The organism is Flavipsychrobacter stenotrophus (assembly GCF_002954265.1).
Taxonomy (GTDB): domain Bacteria; phylum Bacteroidota; class Bacteroidia; order Chitinophagales; family Chitinophagaceae; genus Flavipsychrobacter; species Flavipsychrobacter stenotrophus.
In genome coordinates, this window is record NZ_PPSL01000002.1 from 1,038,488 (window position 1) to 1,054,729 (window position 16,242).

Sequence of the window (16,242 nt, forward strand, 5' to 3'; positions counted from 1 at the left end):
CGTTAATCTTCCTTATCCTTATTTCTTTTTACACCTTTCAGGCGAATGCGGGCATTGTATATACGACCATCTTTGTCCCATACTTTTACACCGTACTCCCCTTCTTCCATTTCGTCAGTATTCACCTGGCATATGTTTACGTTCTTAGGGTACGAAATATCCATTTCATATTCTCTGCCGGTAGAGTCGATCATCACACAACTAAGGATATCAGGCATGTTGATGGTGAAGTACTTCATCGTTGGGTTCTGCGAACCAATAAGTATAGAAGTATTATCTACCACCTTATTCTTCTTGTAATATACGCCCCTGCGATACATAACACTGCGGGTTACCTGGTCTTCCCATACTACATAGATAAAGCCACCGCCAATAGCCACATCCGCATTCAGCATCACACCTTCGGCAACGGTATCATACACTTTAGGAAATCCCCTGGTGAGGTCATCTGTTACAGCAAGGCAAACTATGTTATTACCACCGGAGCTTTGCGTCCACACAATACCGGCAGCACTACCTATGCCCGATATACGCGGGTAGTTTTGTTTAGGCACACCGGTGATAGCGCCTGTCACTTCAGATGTGGTCAATGAAGGATAAGACAGCGACAACTTGCTCAGATACACCAGTGAATTATCATTAGATCCGCTCATATATACCGAGTACAATGTATCGCCAACTATTACACCATCGGGGCCACTGGCGGGGCATGTAGATGGCACATAGTCTGTAGAGTCTATGCGCAGGGCATTATTAAAGGTCTTGCAGCCATTGTTAGAAACACCACCCCATATGTTGCGCAGGCCACCAAGGTTATTCCTATACAGCAACACACCTGCTGAGCCGGAAGCCACCAGTGCGGCGGGGCTGCAATCGCACACCTTGTCGCCTGAGTTAATGCTGGCTAAAGTGTCTTTGAAGAAAGACTCTCCCATATCATCAGATCGTGCTACCACATAGTGAGCATTATCATAGCCCTTGTCCACCTTCATATAGGTAACAAACGGATTGCCATTCTCATCGGTAGTAACAGTAGGGAAACGGGTGATGTAATTATATTCAGAATCTACCTGTGCAGCTGCGGAAAAATTCACGCCACCATCATAAGAGTGCTTGATGTAAATATGGTTCTTTTCTTCGGGTATCTGCTTGTAGGTAACATATACAGTATCGCCATGTGCTGCTATGTCGGGACCTGCCCATGAGGTGGCAAATACATTTACTCCCGACTGACTAATAACGATAGGTGTAGAGAATGATTCTCCTCCCCACTTGGCAAAATAGGCCTTACCGCCATCATCTCCCCACACCACCATAGGGTTGTTGTATTTATCCAGTTTTATGCGCGGGTGCAGGTTGCCATATATCTTATGTGCCACAGGTGCAGTAGCCAGCCAGCTGATAGAATTTTGTGCAAGAACGGGAATACAAAGTATTGTAAATAAAGCAGTAAGAAGTTGCCGCATAGAGAGCTTGTGAAGCACTAAAATTAGTAATTTATTTGAACACCTTGTTGTTATGACTATAGCGTAACGCCATTAGAGCTTCATAGACACTAATGCGTGCACAAACTACAAATTGTCATATTAATTATGATAATCACGGGTTTTAGAATAATATTGTATAATATTGACTTACTGATCTAAATATACACTACAATGAAAAAGACAATTTTATCATTAGGCGTTTTGCTAGCTATATCTTGCACCTATTCTTTTGCGCAGACAGCGACCACTCTTCAACAAGGTGGCGTTTCGCTAGCTAAGCAAGAAGCCGCACAGAGCCAGAGTCTTGATATTAGCCCAAGGGAAGCCGTTCTTAACATCAGCTATAAAATGACAGGTGGAAAAATGCTGGTGATGGCAGATGACCACAAAGAGGGACCAATTTTTGTAGAGAAAACAGCATCTACACTTAGCGAAGACATATCAGATATACAATGCCGATGGCAAAAGCCTGATAGCTACTTATACGGTAGGAAGAAAAGCTACCGACATAACGCTGACCATAGTTAAAGGGAAAACAGTAAAGGAATTTGCCCTGCGCGAATATCTGGCCCGCGCCACCAGCGACCTGGAAAGAGATGCAATAAAACGCAAGTTGCCGGTTTATTGGTTGTATAAGAATGGTTATGCGAAGTAATAGTCATTAAATATTTATACTCCCGCATCTTTGCCAGATGCGGGAGTTTTTCTTTACATCACATCTTCAAAGCTATGAACAAGTTATTGCTCTTTTGGGCCTGCATCCTGTTCTTTATTTTTGCCTGCCGGGCACAACCCACAACTATTGATGGCTTCTTCGACAAAGACCTGTTGCCCGATAAGATCACGGTAGAAGACGAGGATAGCAGAGCATCTTCCTCATTTCATATCACCTGCAACTTTTCTACTCTATCCGCCCCCATCATTTTTGATTGCACCTACTATTATTCCGACTTTCTTTTTGTGTGCCCGATACCTTCTGTGGTTACCCATGAAGATGCATTTACCGATAAGTTGGCGCGTGTAATGATCCCGGCCGCTAAAACACCTTTAGACTCCAACGGCTTCAGGTGGATAACGCAAGTGTGTATGAACAGCAGCAACAAGGCTAAAATGCCCCCGGCTGTCAATTTCAAGAGTTCATTCACCATTCACTGGCACCAGGGTATGCCCGATATTAAACGACCTTCGTTTACCAAGGTGCCGGCCGATTTTCCGCTCTGTATGGGGCACAGCTACAGTACACCTGCTATCAAGGCCAAAAGCCTAATACTAGGTTACATAGGCAACAACCATAACGCTGTCATCAGAACATTCGATATACCCGGCTACCAGGTGATCACCACAAGGCATGGAGTACTGCTAAAGAAGGGAGACCTCTATGCATGGGTATTTATCAATGATAAAAACACCTTTGGTATTGGTAGCGAAAAGCTGCGCTGGCCAACGGTTACAGACGTAACCTGGCACAACAACTGCCTGCTGATCAAAACCGTAGCCATCCCCTCTGATATCAAAAGTACCTATGTAGTCTGTTTGGACTCATGGGATGTTTTCCGGCTGAAAAACAACAATGATACGTCGGTGCAAACGTTGAATAGTTTGTGTTATTGATTCAGTTAACCATGTTCGTCTATATCCTTCTTCTGATGAATAACCACATGCAAGTCAAATAAATGACCCAATTTTAAATACTGAAAGATGCCTATAATTAGCGTATCCATATTCTTTTTCACTATCGTTTTTTTCATTTTGGTAGGGCTTTCTATTTTTGTGGCTGTTTGCAATCGGCAGACACAACGCACGATAAAAAAATTCACTTCACTTGTTCATCTCCTACACCCTACTGTAGTCTCTAACGTCAAATTACGCTATTGGACAACAAATGGAGGAAAGAGTACTATAAGCCTGAATAGTCGCTGCGATCTCTATTTATTTGACAACTGCCTCGCTGTAACTCGTAGAGAGCACTTTATCTATACTTTTTCATTTGCTCCTATTCTAATTACTTCCAATAAAATAAATGCTGAACGCATGTTTGACTACATCAGAATTTATAATCCATACAGCATAATATTTAGGGAAATTGTACAAGGGGAAATAGTTATTAAAGTCTCAGACCCACTATATACCCACTATAAAATTGAACTAACCCTTATGGGTATGACAAAAGAGCAAATAGCTAAATTTAAGAGAATCGAAGATTGGCTAAATTGATTGGCTAAAGGCAATTGGTCTAAATGCAAAAAGCTGCCCACGTTCTACCATTAACCTACTAAATCTGTGTCTTTCATAATTTGCCAACATAATTAATTGATTAAAATTTCCGGCGATGTTGGTCTTATGACCAACATCCATCAGGACGTATTCGTTTTGTACCCCCTACCCAAACACAAAGGCCCGTTGCAACAGCAACGGGCCTTATAAATTTCTTGTCAATTACAGATCATTTAGAGCTTGATCATGTCATTGGTATGCGCATCGTAAAAATTGTATTCGGTAAGTGGAGAAGCATTGTCTATCACTACCTTCATTTTTACTTTGGCGGCCTTGGCCCACTTCTTCACTATTGATGGTTTCAGTAGAGTACCCTTGGTAAGGTAGCCTTCAACTATCGGGTGCACGTGTAGTGCCAGATCTTTATGTCCCTGTGTTACCAGGTACTTGAAGTCTTTCTCTATATCATCTGCCAGCAATATCGACGGGCCTATTTTACCTGTACCCTTGCAGGTAGGGCAATTCTCGGCTGTAGATATGTTCAGCTCGGGACGCAGGCGCTGGCGTGTTATCTGCATCAACCCGAATTTAGAGATAGGCAGTACCGTATGCTTTGCCCTGTCAGTCACCATCAGCTCTTCCATAGCCTCTACCAGTTGCTTTTTATGCTCGGGTAGCTTCATGTCTATAAAGTCAATGATAATGATACCGCCAAGATCCCTCAACCTCATCTGCCGGGCTATTTCTGCCGCTGCTTCAAGGTTGGTCATTATAGCATTCTGTTCCTGTCCTGCTTCCGCATGGCGGGTACCACTGTTCACGTCAATAACGTGTAGTGCTTCAGTATGCTCTATGATCAGGTAGGCGCCGCTGCTCAGGTTCACCGTTTTACCGAATGCCGCCTTTACCTGCTTGCTTATACCGTAGGTCTCAAATATGGGTTGCTGTGCTGTATGCAGACTTACTATCTCGGCCTGCTCAGGAGCAATACGCGATATGTAGTCCTTCATCTCGGTCATGATCTTCTTATCGTTGATCACTACTTTCTGAAAACTCACACTCAACAGATCTCTTAATATAGACGTGGTCTTATCCTGTTCGCTCAGTATCATCTGCGGCGCTTTCGCTCCTTTCAGATTCCGCTGTATCGTCTTCCACATTTTCTCCAGTTCCAGTATATCCGCATGTAGCTCAGCTGTGTTCTTTCCTTCAGCTGCTGTACGCACTATTACACCAAAATTTTTGGGCTTTATGCTTTCTACTATACGCTGCAGGCGCTTACGCTCATCTGCCGAATGTATCTTTCTCGATATAGCTACCACATCATTAAATGGCGTAACCACCACAAACCTTCCGGGGAGTGATATTTCGCAGCTCAATCTCGGACCTTTAGAAGAGATCGGCTCTTTAAATACCTGTACAAGCACTTCTGGTTTCCCGTTAAATACTTCAGTTATTTTACCGTTCTTCAGTATTTCAGCCTCGTTCTTGAAACTGCCGAAGTGTTCACCCCAGCTAGGATTGCCGTCTACCGATTGCTTACTGAATTTTATGAGAGAGCGCAGGTATGGACTCAGATCAGTATAAGAGAGAAATGCGTCTTTTTCGTACCCAACATCTACAAACACCGCATTAAGCTGTGGCATCAGTTTTTTTATCCTGCCCAGGTATAGATCTCCTACGGCAAACTGATTAGTTCCACGCTCATAGTGAAGTTCGACCAGCTTCTTGTCTTCCAACAAGGCTATCTCTACACCCTCACCAGATGCATTAATAATTAATTCTTTGTTCATTCTGCCGTCGTTTAACCAAATATCATCCCGTTAGCACCCTCATTTGCATGGGGGAGGGATGGGACAGCCGCAAATAGAATATGTGGAGACCTCTTGTAAATCCTGCAATAATACACTCACACACCTTACTTATGCACATAGTGCAGCTGCAAGGCGTGTGAATGCAATTAAAGGCTTTGGGAAGATGATTTGGTAGTGAATACTACTTGTTCTTCTTATGACGGTTTTTTCTCAAGCGTTTCTTACGTTTGTGGGTAGCTATTTTATGTCTTTTTCTTTTTTTACCGCAAGGCATAATTGTATGATTTTAAGTTTACTTCAATGAATTTATCTTTCTGTCAATCTCCTTACTGAAATCAGGTTTATTCACCAATGTTTTACAACGCTCCAGCAACTCAATTGTTTTCTCTTTATTACCTAACCCCTCATATGCCTGCGCCAGGAAATACATAGCCTCAGAATTACTCGGTTCTACTTTCAATACTGTTTCAAAGCGTTTTACAGCCTTATCAAATTGGCCCGACTGTATCGACATTCTTCCCAACAACATGTTAGCAGGAATATCATCTGGCTTCTCTGCGGTTACTGCTCTTAATATAGCAACTCCCTTCATTGGTTCTCCCGAGCCCTCTATGTATGCTGTAGCCAATGCCAGTTTAGTATCTTCATTATTAGGATCTATCTGCGCAGACTGCTCCAGGCAACTCACTGCCTCTCCCGCTTCCCACAACTGCACAGACGGTGAATGTTCGTCTTGCATTAGCTGCAAAAATATTTGGCCTGCAAAAGTAAGATCTTTTGCTGACTTCTCCAACTTTCCTGCTTTTCCCGAAAAATAGGCTGCAATGGGAAATTGTTTATTGCGTTCATATACACCGGAAAGGCGTACAAAAACAGCAGCCATACGTGAAGAGTCACGTATGGCCGTAAGTTCATTTTCAATGGTCTTCACCGTATCAGCTGCCGTTTTCGGGAGCAACTTCTTTGATGCGGCTAATAAAGAGTCGAAAGAGGCGGGCTTCATGGTGTTAGGACCCTGGGCCATGCCACCTTGCTGAGGTTGATGATCGTGATCATGTTTCTTCAGCGGCGGTATGGTGTTACCTCCCCAGTATAAAAGAGCAATTAGTATTGATGCTGACCCAAGTGTGATATAATGTACTGCCTTCAATGGAATTTTTTTCTTGTTTCCGCAAAGGTAGCGAAATCACGCTTGTTTTATTTTACTTACAGTTCTATTGCATCTTTCTCACTGCTCTCAACAAGTTCGTGCTTGCTGTCTTTTACCGCCATAGAAAACTCCTTGGCAGGTTTAAATGCAGGGATAAAATGCTCAGGTATCTCTACCGCTACGTTTTTCTTGATGTTACGGCCGATCTTAGCAGCGCGCTTCTTCAAAATAAAACTACCAAATCCACGTACATAAACAGGCTCTCCTTCTATAAGGGAAGTCTTCACTTCCTTAAAGAATGTTTCCAATGCCACCAGGATATCTACTTTAGGTATTCCTGTCTTCTCTGCTATGCTTCCAACGATATCTGCCTTTCTCATGTTTAATAAGTATTGTAATGATAAATTATACTAGCTGGATGGCTATTTCACATCCTTAGTATTCAATAATTGAACCAAATTTTAAATAATTTACGAATTTACGTTTTTGATAGATAATCACCTATAAACCAAATATTTATAACGTTTCAATAACTAATAAATCAATACTTTATAAAACTGATTAAATGCTATTTAACTATTACTTTATAATGATTTCGAATAGTATATGTTATTGATTTCTTGTTGGCAACCCAATGTGGGGAAATTGTTGGGGAAAATTTTCCACATTTTTATTATTTTAAATGCATTGGGGCATGATTTATAGACCCTAATCCATCAAGGGTAATTAATTGTATATCTGATTGATAGACTAAGGCATATGTACTTTTGGTTAAAAAAAGAAAGAGGCATCACGCAGTGATACCTCTTGTAATTTGTCAGGTGTCGGCTATTTGCTCACTGTAAAATGTATCCATTCAGCACCGCTGCCTGTTATTACGCGCAATATATACTGCCCCGGAGCAATATGGCTGTCAGTTACCACCTGTTCGTGTATAATGCTGTGCATTGGCTGGGTACTACCGCTATGCAGTATGCGCCCCATCATATCAATGATCTCATAGGTGACCGGTTCATTGCTTCCTTCTGTTTTACCGATCAGCGTGAAATTGCCATTGTTCGGGTTCGGATAAAGAGAGAACGACACACCTGACGGATGAAGGGTATTGATACCTACATGCCCTGTATACAAGGTTACCACATTGCTATGGTTAGATACGGCAACAGCACATGGTATATTACAATCTGCTATGCAGTAGAAGGCATCATTACCAACCGCTGTTGTGCTGTAAGTAGCTGATGTGGCGCCTGCAATAGCAGTGCCGTTTTCATACCATTGGTATATTGGCGAAGATCCGCAATTGGTCAATGTTGCAGTAAATGTTACAGGCTGGCCTATATAACCTATGGTATCGCCTGGCGATACGGTTACCGTTACAACCGGTATAACATTGGGATATACGTGCATGGTAATATTGTTGCTATACACTGTGTCAATTGTAGGGCAGGTGGCATTGCTGGCCATTCGGCAACTAATTACATCACCATCTGCAGGTGAGTCGCCCAGCGTTAGTCCGGCACCAATATTTACTCCATTTCTTCTCCATTCTATGTACGGCGCTGTTCCGCCATTTACAGGGGTAGCAGTATAGGTTGCCGGCGCGGCACCACAAAGCGTGTCATTAGGGCTTACAGCAGCGGTAACCATTGGCACTACACTTACATGCACCGTTACTATTTTCGATGTAGTGGCAGATCCGCAAGCATTAGTTACAGCATAATAGATAGTATCTACGCCGGCAGTAATACCAGTCACTACACCGCCTGTCACCGTTGCATGAGCATTGCTGACTGTCCATGTGCCACCAGGCACTACAGTGGTTAATGTTATGGCCATACCTATGCACGCTACTGACGGACCTGCAATAGTATCTGCTCCCGGCACGCCATATACTGTTACCAGTCTGCTTACGCTTACCGCACCACAAGCATTCGTAACGGTATAATATACCGTGTCTGTGCCCGGGGTCACACCGGTTACCATGCCCGATGTAGAAATAGTTGCATGCGTATTACTTACACTCCATACACCGCCCGGTGTACCATCATGTAATGTGGTTGTTCCGCCGGGGCACACGGTGGCAGTGCCCAATATAGCGGCTACTACCGGCACTGTGGTTATGTTCACTGTAAGCGTTACCGTAGTTGTGCCGCATAGGTTAGCTACCGCATAGCTTACAATGGCGCTGCCTGTTGCTACACCATTGTACACGCCGGTAGTCGCATCTATAGTTGCCACGCTGGCAGGTGAGCAACTCCATATTCCTGAGATAGTAGCATCGGTAAGTGTAGCCGATGTGCCGGCACAAATCGTAGTTGTACCGCTTATTGCACTCACCGTTGGTAATGGATTTACAGTTACCGTATAGAGGGCAAACAGCGATCCGCAAAGGGTTGTTGCCTCATAGTACACAGTGACATTACCGGCTACTGTGCCCGTAAATATACCACCAGGCGTTATAGTACCACCGGTGCCACAGGACCATATGCCGCCAGGTGTGCCAGTGGGGTTAGTAAGTGTTATAGATGAGCCGACACACACCGCAGCAGCGCCCGTTATAGCACCTGCTACTGGCAGCGGATTGACAGTAAGCCTGTGTGTGGCTATAGATGTGCCACAATAGCCGGTTATCGCATAATAAACAGTATCTGTACCTGGTGTTACTGCGGTAACCAGTGCCGAGGCAGATATAGTCACATGGCTGCCGGTATGGTTCCACGTTCCGCCTGGTGTACCGGTAGTATTATACATGTATGCCGTACTGCCTGGGCAGAGGCTGTCTGTTCCTGTCACATAACCCGGGTTAGGCAGTGTTAGTACCTTAATGGTTTTCCATACAGATGCTGTTCCGCAACTATTTGTTGCTGTATAAGTAAGCGTATCAATACCACCTGCCGCTGCATATACGTTTGCTGTAGTTGGCGTAGCTGTTGTTGGTAATACATACCCGAAGTGAATGCCCCATGATCCTGAAGCAGGTCCTGCGGTGGCCACAAATGTACCACCCTGGCACAACGAATCGAGACTGGTAATTGCCGTCATTACAGGTGTGTCTATAACATTAACGGGGAACGTTGAATAGACCGTTCCGCACAAATTAGTAACTGTACTGGTTATTGTTGCAGTACCTACATTAACACCAGTTACTGCACCGGTGGTTGCATCCACTGTCACCAAAGGAGACGTAGTGCTCCATGTGCCCGGAATGGTAGTGGTCAATGTGATAACAGAGCCGCTGCACACTGTACTTGTACCCGTGATCACGCCTGCAACGGGCAGTGGCTTTACGGTAATGTCGTGAGATGTATAAACTGTTCCGCACGTGGCGCTGGTTACAGTGTATCTAATTGTAGTTGTGGCAAGTGTTGTAGCCACCCCTGTTACCACCCCTGTTGTTGATACTATAGCTACAGCCGGATTCAGGCTGCTCCATACACCGCTTGGTGTTACATCTATCAACGTTGTTGTTGCGCCCGAACAAACGGTATCGTCACCAAAAATAAGGCCCGGTACCGGCAATGGATGTACAGTGAAGGATAGGGTAGCCGTAGCCGTACCGCAGGTAGGAGTAGTTGTTGTATAACTTATTGTTGTGGTGCCATAATTATTCCCGCCCGCTTCTCCGGTGGCATCATCAACAGTGGCTATAAAGGTATTGTCGCTGCTCCAAGTGCCGGCACCAAAAGACCCTGTATTATCAAGCGTTACACTGCTACCCATACATACATCCGAAGGAGAGGGTGCTATTACTGCATTGGCAACGGCATTTACTGTAATGGTGTATGGATCTGGTATAGAACCACATGCGGTAGACCCAGAATAAGTAATAACTACCGAGCCGTCAGAATTACCGATCACCACCCCTGTCAAAGGATCAACATCGGCAGTTGATGGGTCGGATGAACTCCAGTGCCCCAGTGGGGTTCCGCCTACGTCTGTCAGTACTATTGTCGATCCTACACACACATCGGTAGGACCTGTTACATCACCATCGAGTGGCAGTGAATTTATCGTTACGCTGAATGTAGTAGAGTCAACGCCGCAAGATGTAGACACGGTATAAACGATAGTATCAATGCCCGCTATTGTACCTTTGAACATAATAGTATCAATACCACTTACCGCAGAGAGGAACAACACATAACCCCGTCTGCTGCGCCATGTTCCACCCGGTGTTGCAGAATGATTGCGTAACGTATCAAATGAATTCTGGCATACAGTATCAGCTCCGGTTATGGTGCCATGCTGGGGTAGTGTCAATACATTTACAACATGGGTTGACAAGGTACTACCGCAACTGAAAGTATTAATGGTATATGATATTGTTGCAGTTCCCCCAAGAAATGCTGCCCCACTTACTACGCCGGTTGCCGATACTGGCGCAATGGAATTATTGGAACTCTGCCATATTCCTCCGGGAAAAACTGTTGATAAAGAAATAGTGCTTCCATTACAAACATTAATAGGGCCGGTTATTGGGCTTACTATTGGAGAACGCTTGACGTACACAGTGTGAATTGCTGAATCCTGTCCACATCCTACTGTTGATGTGACAATATATTTAATAGCTGCAGAAGCTGGAAAAGGAGTAGCCCCGGTTACCACACCTGTTGGCGACACTGTAGCAACCGCCGGGTTACCGCTTGCCCAGGTACCCACGCTACTTGCTCCAAAACTTATCAGATTAATGCTTGCGTTATAACATACGCTATCCGCCCCGGTAATACCACCGGCAGCAGGAAGCGGATTAACAGTTAAGGTCATGTAGCTGTCGTCGGTAGTACATGCAGTGCTTGTCTGATAATGGATATTAACAGTACCCGGGCTATAATAAGTAACCATACCGCTGCCATCAATATCTGCTATGCTCGGGTCTTCGCTGTACCAATATCCGCTGCCTACAGCATAATTGGCATACAACCAATCTGGTCCGCTACCCATACAAACAGGATCATAGATGCCATCTATCGGGCCTGAGTATGCATCGGGGTCTACTGTAAAGGTGAATGTTGTAGAGTCGCTGCCACACGTGGTACTGGAAATGTGTGTAATAGTAACAGTACCATACAAACTCGCATACAACATGCCCGATGCATCGACATCAGCTATAGAAGGGTCACTGCTGATCCATGTACTGGTACCTGATGCACCTGATAAAGAAAGCGGATAGTTGTAGCCGACACATCCGTTTGTAGGCCCATAAATAATACCGGCATGTGGCGCAGGATTTACCGTAAATGCAAGTACTGCGGTATCTGCACCGCAGGAATTAGATGCTATATATCTAACTACAGTGCCGCCGGTATTGATGCCCGTTACTGTACCTGCAGCATCTATTGCGGCTATTGCGGCATCCTCTGTCGTCCAAGCGTCTGCACCTACCGATGTACCATGCCCCAACCACACGGTAAAACCTTCACACACCATGTCTGGTCCAATGATTGCCCCTGCCTGCGGTAATGCGCGTACATTAATATTGAGTGTAGTAGTGTCTGACGTGCAAGCATCAGTTACAATATAACTTATGGTAGCACCACCCGCATCAATACCCGTTACAGAGCCACCGGCATCTACAATGGCTATAGCGGGGTGGCTGCTACTCCACGTACCAACTGCGCTTGCTGATGTATTTAATAAGTTGATATTTTCGTTCACACAGACAGAATCTGTTCCTGTTATCGATCCTGCATCAGGGTCTGACCTTACGGTCAATGTTTTAGTAGCAGATACTGTATCGCAGCTGTTGCTTACTTTGTAGGTAATAACTACACTGCCGCTATTTATGCCGGTGACGCTACCCGCATCGTCTACGCTTGCTATCGTGGTATTGCTGCTAGTCCATGTGCCGCCATCAGTTGCGCCAATTTTAGTCAAAAGTGTTATCTCCGTTTTACAAATACTGTCTACACCTGATATAGTTCCGGCTACTGGCATAGAGTCAACTTTTAGTGCAACCATTGCTATGCCTTCAGAGCATGCTGGATTTACAGTATAGCTGATAATGGTTTCGCCGGCACCTATTCCTGTTACAACACCCGATGCATTTACCATTGCTACTAAGTTATCACCACTTGACCAGGCCCCTCCTGACACAGCGTCTGTCAATGACGTAGCTGAGCCATTACAAATGGTCGAAATTCCAGAAATGATTCCTGCGTTAGGCGTAGGTATAACTGTAACCTTATATGTGGTGCTGACGCTATTGCAGGTGTTACCATTGCCAAATGTTATTATCGTTGTCCCAATTCCTTTCGGCCAAACCACTCCGGAAGGTTTTATAATAGCCACAGATGGAACACTACTGCTCCAATATCCGCCGTTTGCATTATAAAGGCCTCGTATATGCGTTGCACATATTGTTACCGAATCAAATTGAATCATCCCCCCATTCAATTTCGCATAAATAGGTGATAATGGAAGTAATGGTGCATCTATAAAAGCAAAATAGGTGGTTACTACGGTGTCATGAGTAAAGTATAGATGAGTCAGCCCCTGATTTACGGCGAATGCATTACCAAAAGAGTCAACTTGCACAACATTGGTATCTTGTGAACTCCACCAACCAGGTCCTACTGCTGTATATAAACGGTGTGAGCCCACGCAAAACCTAGCCCCCGGCATTCCCGAGCCTCCACTACTACCACCTCCACCCGGAGGTATCGTCCCGGAAAAATAAAGTACCCTGCCACTATCATTATCAGCAATAAACAGGTCTCTGTCAGCATTTAGCTGCATAGCATACTTGCCCTGATTGCTATATGGGTTGATAATTGTATCAACAACTGTACTATCAGCAAGACTATCGGCCCGCATAATATTTACACCGTTCATTGAATGATCTATACAATATGCCCTGCAGTCTTTTACCGTAAGATCCCATGGGTTCATAGTCACCATGCTATCTACCTTACTCATGGTTGTGAGGTTATACACGTCTATCCTATTACTGTCATTTTCGGTCAGGTATAATTTCCCGCCGTTAATGGCTACTGCTTTAGGCGAATATAAGTGTGATAGCAATAATGTTTTGGTAGCTGTGGTTAGAGGTGATGATATTTTGATGAGCTTACCGGTGCCGCGAATAGGAAGATGTGTAATGCCATTCATAGAGTCAGCACTAACAACGTATACGTTCTGTAAATCGTCAACTGCTATCCCTCTTGGTTTGTTCCAGGCAAGTGCCCCTGTAGAATTGCTAATCGTCTTTATTAATGCCAACCCGGAATTAAATACTTGTATGTTACTGTCTGTTTTACCGGTTTGTACAACATACAAATTGTCATCATTGTCGTACACTAGTCCTTGCGGTGATATAAGTTTTAAACTATCGTCATTATCAAGCCCACCCATAAAATCGGTAACATTGTTCCATATCTTCACTACCGACTTTACTGCAGTATCCCCCGCTTTTACAGAACTCACTGCTACTTTCCCGCTATTACTTATAGCCATTCCATAAGCCTTATTCATTTTTACCCAGTAGAGTACAGAAGTATCCTGATAGTAGCATTGCCCGAAAGACTCACTAAAGCCCAGCAGGAACAAAAGAATAAATAGTATAGGTAGTATTTTTTTCATAATTACATTCTTAGCCTCAACCTTGCAAGTTAATCATTATATCGTAAATAATTATTTATGATTATTTACAAAATATAAAAGCCGGAGCATTGTCCGGCTTTATTATACGTCAATAGGTATTGTTTAGTTTTTATCTCACCTGCTGCATCTCTACCAGCTTTCTGTAGATACCGTCTTTTGCCAGCAGGTCTTTATGAGTGCCGCGCTCTGCTATTGAGCCCTTATCCATTACTATGATCTCATCGGCATGTTGCACGGTGCTCAGGCGGTGTGCTATTACTATGCAGGTGCGGTTCTTCATCAATGTATTTATAGCTTCCTGCACTGTACGCTCGCTCTCTGTGTCTAATGATGAGGTTGCTTCGTCGAGTATCATTATGGGCGGGTTCTTCAATACCGCACGGGCTATGGTCACTCGCTGGCGTTCACCGCCACTCAGCCTTACGCCCCTGTCACCCGCCATGGTTTCGTATCCTTCGGGCTTGTTCTGTATAAATGTATGTGCATTAGCTACTCTTGCTGCTTCCTCAGCACGCTCCAACGTAGCACCACCGGTACCGAGTGTTATATTGTTATAGATGGTATCATTAAACAGTATAGGGTCCTGTCCTACCACGCCCATCAACCTGCGCAGGTCATCTATTTTATACTCCTTTATGTTTATTCCATCTATCAGTATCTCCCCGCTGGTCACATCATGAAACCTCGGCACAAGGTCTACCAGAGTACTCTTACCTGCTCCCGATGCACCTACCAATGCTATCACTTTTCCCTTCGGTATGATCATGTTCAGATTACGCAGTATCTGTTTGTCACCATAGGCAAATGATACATTCCTGAATTCAATGCTGTCCTTAAAGTCGTGTACCGGTGTGGCATTGGGCAGTTCGGTTATTGCATTCTCAGCCATCAGCAGGCCTTCTATCCTGTCCAGTGCACTGGTACCCTTTTGCACATTGGTAAATGCTGATGACAGATTCTTGAATGGATTAATGATCTGGGTAAACAATACAATGTAACCAATAAAAGTAGCGCCGTTAAAGCCGGTACCTGAAAACACCATTCTGCCGCCAAACCAAAGGATCATGCACACAACTATTATCCCCATTGTTTCAGACATTGGCGAAGCCAACTCTCTGCGGGCTGCTATTTTGTTGCGGGTATGAAACAGTGTGTTATTTAGTTTCATGAATTTAAGATGCTGGTGCTTCTCTGCGTTAAACGCTTTCAATACCCGCATACCTACCAGCGTTTCATCTATTACGCCCAGCATACTACCCAATTGCTCCTGGGCAAGATTACTCGATTTTCTGAGCGATTTACTGATCCTGCCAATGATCAGTCCGGCTACTGGCAAAAATAAAAGAAGAATTAAAGTAAGTTGATAGTTGATGTAGATCATTGTGCCGAGGTAGGCAATGATGGTCAGCGGCTCTCGTATAAACACCTCCAAGACACTCATTACCGACAATTCCACTTCATTAATGTCGTTGGTCATCTTAGAGATCAGGTCACCCTTACGTTCTTCGGTAAAGAAGCCTATTGGCAATGACAGTGTTTTTGCAAAAAGATCGTTGCGCAGCCTGCGCAAAACCGCATTACGCAATGGGTTGAGAATATAAAGACCTATGTAAAGGAACAGGTTTTTAAGGATAGTGAACACCACTACTATTACACATACATATGCCAGGGCAGTGAGCTTGTCCTGAGACGCGATAAGATTCTTAAAATAGGCTATGGCAGGCTCAATAAACCCTTTGGGTGCAATGCCGGGTGCTTTTGCTGGCGTGGCATTGATGCTTGCATCGCCAAACAGCAACTGTATCACAGGAATCAGCATGTTGAAGGAAAGCAACCCAAATAAAATACTCAGCAGGTTGGCGCCAAAGTAAAGTGCTATCTTACCTTTATAATCGGCAAGGTAAGTGAGCAGCCTTGATATTTTTTTCATTCTGTGTTTTTGTGATCTGCTGCCCCGGAAAATTAAAATATGGGCAAA

Annotated in this window: 9 protein-coding genes; 2 read left to right on the forward strand and 7 right to left on the reverse strand. The window is 44.2% G+C overall.

The window, feature by feature from the left end; all coding sequences use genetic code 11:
• Nucleotides 1-2: 2 nt before the first annotated feature.
• Entirely contained in the window at nucleotides 3-1,466 is a 1,464-nt protein-coding gene (locus CJD36_RS09740) for a hypothetical protein (protein ID WP_105038939.1), read from the reverse strand.
• A gap of 192 nt (nucleotides 1,467-1,658) precedes the next feature.
• On the opposite strand from CJD36_RS09740, the gene CJD36_RS09745 reads away from it, so the two are divergent.
• Nucleotides 1,659-2,015 carry a hypothetical protein gene (locus tag CJD36_RS09745; protein ID WP_105038940.1) on the forward strand — a complete coding sequence of 119 codons (357 nt, stop codon included), beginning with the start codon at nucleotides 1,659-1,661 and terminating at the stop codon, nucleotides 2,013-2,015.
• 201 nt (nucleotides 2,016-2,216) lie between these two features.
• A complete protein-coding gene (locus CJD36_RS09750) occupies nucleotides 2,217-3,098 on the forward strand; it encodes a hypothetical protein (RefSeq protein ID WP_105038941.1) in 882 nt (293 codons plus the stop codon).
• A gap of 5 nt (nucleotides 3,099-3,103) precedes the next feature.
• On the opposite strand, the gene CJD36_RS23830 is transcribed toward CJD36_RS09750, so the two are convergent.
• From CJD36_RS23830 to CJD36_RS09780, 6 genes are all read right to left on the reverse strand, one after another.
• Entirely contained in the window at nucleotides 3,104-3,235 is a 132-nt protein-coding gene (locus tag CJD36_RS23830; RefSeq protein WP_262497504.1) for a hypothetical protein, read from the reverse strand.
• A gap of 699 nt (nucleotides 3,236-3,934) precedes the next feature.
• Nucleotides 3,935-5,494: an Rne/Rng family ribonuclease gene (locus CJD36_RS09760; protein ID WP_105038943.1), complete on the reverse strand. Its 1,560-nt coding sequence runs from the start codon at nucleotides 5,492-5,494 to the stop codon at nucleotides 3,935-3,937.
• 313 nt (nucleotides 5,495-5,807) lie between these two features.
• On the reverse strand, nucleotides 5,808-6,665 hold the full coding sequence (locus tag CJD36_RS09765) for a tetratricopeptide repeat protein (RefSeq protein ID WP_105038944.1): 858 nt from the start codon (nucleotides 6,663-6,665) through the stop codon (nucleotides 5,808-5,810).
• Nucleotides 6,666-6,721: 56 nt separating this feature from the next.
• The gene (locus CJD36_RS09770) at nucleotides 6,722-7,045 is read right to left on the reverse strand and encodes an HU family DNA-binding protein (protein WP_105038945.1); all 324 of its coding nucleotides are present in this window, start codon (nucleotides 7,043-7,045) and stop codon (nucleotides 6,722-6,724) included.
• Between the two features lie 448 nt (nucleotides 7,046-7,493).
• Nucleotides 7,494-14,243 carry a T9SS type A sorting domain-containing protein gene (locus CJD36_RS09775; protein ID WP_105038946.1) on the reverse strand — a complete coding sequence of 2,250 codons (6,750 nt, stop codon included), beginning with the start codon at nucleotides 14,241-14,243 and terminating at the stop codon, nucleotides 7,494-7,496.
• Nucleotides 14,244-14,373: 130 nt separating this feature from the next.
• Nucleotides 14,374-16,194, reverse strand: coding sequence for an ABC transporter ATP-binding protein (locus CJD36_RS09780; protein ID WP_105038947.1), 1,821 nt, complete (start codon nucleotides 16,192-16,194; stop codon nucleotides 14,374-14,376).
• Nucleotides 16,195-16,242 lie beyond the last annotated feature (48 nt).